2 protein-coding genes are annotated in these 2,435 nt (G+C 67.4%); both read left to right on the top strand.

The annotated features are described in order from the left end of the window. The first annotated feature begins 115 nt into the window (after nucleotides 1-115). Complete coding sequence (zapE, locus tag ACYP5B_RS35720; protein ID WP_459572799.1) at nucleotides 116-1,213, top strand: cell division protein ZapE; 1,098 nt, start codon at nucleotides 116-118, stop codon at nucleotides 1,211-1,213. A 108-nt stretch (nucleotides 1,214-1,321) separates the two neighbouring features. Continuing rightward, on the top strand, nucleotides 1,322-2,435 hold a 1,114-nt coding region (locus ACYP5B_RS35715), incomplete at its 3' end, for a heavy metal translocating P-type ATPase metal-binding domain-containing protein (RefSeq protein ID WP_459572798.1).

The raw sequence follows: 2,435 nt of genomic DNA, 5'->3' as shown, positions 1-2,435 counted from the left end.
CGCCGCCACAGCGGCGCGCCGTTTTCGCTTTCGGGGCGGCAGGGGGTTTGACCTGTCACGCGCCCCGATCCTCATTCAAGCCGGCGCCTCCCGGCATCCAGGGCAAGCAGTCAGCATGAACGTCCGTGAGTACTACGAGCAGGAACTGAAGCAACGCGGCTACACCACCGACCCCGCGCAGTTGCGCGCCGTCGAGCGCCTGCAGCAATGCTATGACGAGTGGGTGGCCTACAAGAGCCGGCGCAACAGCACGCTGAAAAAACTGTTGGTGCACCCGGACGTGCCCAAGGGCGTGTACCTGTGGGGCGGGGTAGGGCGCGGCAAGTCCTTCCTGATGGACAGCTTCTATACCTGCGTGCCGGTGGTGCGCAAGACGCGGCTGCACTTTCACGAGTTCATGCGCGAGGTGCATCGCCAGCTTGAAGAGCTGCGCGGGCGCCCGGATCCACTGGACGAACTGGCCAAGCGCATTGCGCGGCGGTTTCGCCTGATCTGCTTCGATGAGTTCCACGTCAGCGACGTGGCCGATGCGATGATCCTGCACCGCCTGTTGCAGCAGATGTTCGAGAACGGCGTGCAGTTCGTGATGACCTCCAACTACCGGCCGGACCTGCTGTACCCGGACGGCCTGCACCGGGACCGCGTGCTGCCGGCAATCGCGCTGCTACAGCAAAAGCTCGACGTGCTCAATGTGGACGCCGGCATCGACTACCGCAAGCGCGCGCTGGAGCAGGTGGATGCCTATCACACGCCGCTGGGGCCCGAGGCCAGCTCGGCCCTGCGTCACGCCTTTACCAGCATTGCCGGTGTGGCCGACGAATCTCCCATCCTGCATATCGAGCACCGTGAACTGCGTGCGCTGCGCAAGGCGGGCGGGGTGGTCTGGTTCGATTTCAATACGCTGTGCGGCGGCCCGCGATCGCAGAACGACTACCTCGAGCTCGCCACCGAGTTCCACACGGTGATCCTCTCCGACGTGCCCAAGATGACGCCCCGCATGTCGTCCGAGGCCCGCCGCTTCACCTGGCTGATCGACGTGTTCTACGACCACAAGGTCAAGCTGCTGATCTCGGCGGAAGTGCCGGCGGACGAACTCTACACCGAAGGCCAGATGGCCAACGAGTTCAGCCGCACGGTGTCGCGCATCATCGAGATGCAGTCGCGCGAATACCTGGAAGCGCCACGCCGCACGGTCGACACCTCGCTGACCTGAAGCCCTGCGCAAGCGGCGCGCCATGCGCCGCCCAGCCTCCCGCTTGATCTGTATCAAGGCAGCTTGCCACCGGGACTCTTACCATGCAGTTGGTAAAAAAGAGTCCCGATGCCGACTTCCCCAGCCCCAGCCTATCCTGCCCGTTCCTTGCCCAATCCGCCGCTTGCACGCGCAAGCGGCGCGCCTGCGGCCGCCGGACGCGTGGGCTGCTTCCACTGCGGACAGCCGCTCGCGTCCGGCGAGCCGTCCTTGCACGCCAGCATCAACGGCGAGGAACAGGCTTTTTGCTGCGGTGGCTGCCAGGCCCTGGCGCAGACCCTGCACGCAGCCGGGTTCGGCCATCTCTATGGCGACCAGGCCCGCTTTGCCAAGCCGATCGACGACGCGGCGCGGCGCGAGGCCGAGCCCGTCTGGGCCGCCTACGACACCGAGGAATTGCGGGCCCAGTTCGTGCGCCCGCTGGACGAACGCCGGGCCGAGATCACCCTGGCGCCGGAGAATATTCGCTGCGCCGCCTGCGCCTGGCTGATCGAGCAGCACCTGGGCAGCCTGCCCGGCGTGGAATCGGTGATCGCCAATGTGGCGACGCGCCGCGTGGTGGTGCGCTGGCGCGCGGCAGAACAGCCGGTCTCCGCCTTGCTCGGCGCGCTGGCTGGCATCGGCTACCTGGCGTGGCCGTTCGAGGTCTCGCGCTCGGACCGGCAGGACCGCCATGCGCGCCGTGGCTTGCTGATGCGCATGGCGGTGGCCATGCTCGGCATGATGCAGGTGATGATGTACGCATGGCCCATCTACACCCATGAAGCCGCCATCGATCCCGGCCAGTTGCAACTGATGCGCTGGGCCAGCCTGGTGCTGACCTCGCCCGTGGTGTTGTACTCGGCTTCGCCGATCTTCGCCGGTGCGTGGCGCGGCCTCAGGCAGCGCCACCTGGGCATGGACGTGCCGGTGGCGCTGGGCGTGGGCGCAGGCTTTATCGCCAGCACCGTGGCGACGCTGCGCGGCACCGGCGAGGTGTACTTTGATTCCGTCACCATGTTCGTGGCGTTCCTGCTGCTGGCGCGCTACCTGGAGCTGCGCGTGCGCCAGGCATCGCGCAGTGGCGCCGAGATGCTGGCGCGGCAGTTGCCCGCCACCTGCGAGCGTCTGCGGGCCGAGGGCGGCGTGGGCGAGCGGGTGCCGGTGGCGCGCCTGCGCCCCGGCGACCTGATCCGCGTGAAGG

Source organism: Cupriavidus sp. 8B (genome assembly GCF_054589115.1).
This window is presented reverse-complemented; position numbering and strand designations above follow the sequence as displayed.